The sequence below is a fragment of the Paenibacillus sp. OT2-17 genome, assembly GCF_009827695.1.
Lineage (GTDB): Bacteria > Bacillota > Bacilli > Paenibacillales > Paenibacillaceae > Paenibacillus > Paenibacillus polymyxa_B.
In genome coordinates this window covers 1-696 of sequence record NZ_WUDQ01000999.1, presented here as the reverse complement: position 1 = coordinate 696, position 696 = coordinate 1, and the positions used below count along the sequence as shown (strand labels likewise).

Genomic DNA, 696 nt, shown 5'->3' with positions numbered 1-696 from the left:
CAGCTTAGCAGCTGCAATAGATGCGATATCGTCGATATACGACATTAATCGGCCGCCGAAGAGCGTGTTATGATTGTTGATATCGTTGGGAAATACTCGGGACGTCTTGAAGCAGTAGGTTTCTCGGATGTACTTGCTTTCCATGGATTCTTTCCTCTCTTTTCCTCGTTGCTCTCTTTTTATATCTCAGGATTTTGCAAAATCATGATGTGGAAGCCTGTTTTAGACTATGCTAATCATCCCACTAATCCGCATAATAAATCAATACATAAAAATCGGCATCCTCATCCGAATCATTCCGGTAGGTATGTATGTCAGATACTTGAAATTGCACGGCATCCCCTGCACTCAGCTTGAGCTGTTGCCCCTGCATTTCAAAGTACATTTCCCCACGGATCATGAGAATCGTTTCCTCTCCCAAATGCTTCTCTGCCTGGTGTGTAAAGCCTGGCTTCAGACTTACCGTGAACACCTCAAACTTCTTTTCAGCGTGATACGGGAATACAGGGTAAACAAAATAGTTACCGTCCTCATCAATAACCGGATGCAGGTCTTCCCTCCGAATCTTCGTGATTTGCGGCGGTTCTTCTTTAAGAAAGGTGGAGAAGGATACGTGCAGACCGTTCGCAATTTTCCAAAGGGTTGTTACCGTAGGATTGGATTTCCCCTTCTCAATCTGAGCCAGCATCCCCTTGC

At 45.0% G+C, this 696-nt stretch carries 1 protein-coding gene and 1 pseudogene; both read right to left on the bottom strand.

Features of this window, described 5'->3' with window-relative positions:
* Positions 1-144: pseudogene (locus GRP75_RS30215) on the bottom strand (acyl-CoA thioesterase); the annotation flags it as partial.
* A gap of 100 nt (positions 145-244) precedes the next feature.
* The coding region (locus tag GRP75_RS28695) for a helix-turn-helix domain-containing protein (RefSeq protein WP_160791083.1) at positions 245-696 on the bottom strand (452 nt) is incomplete at its 5' end.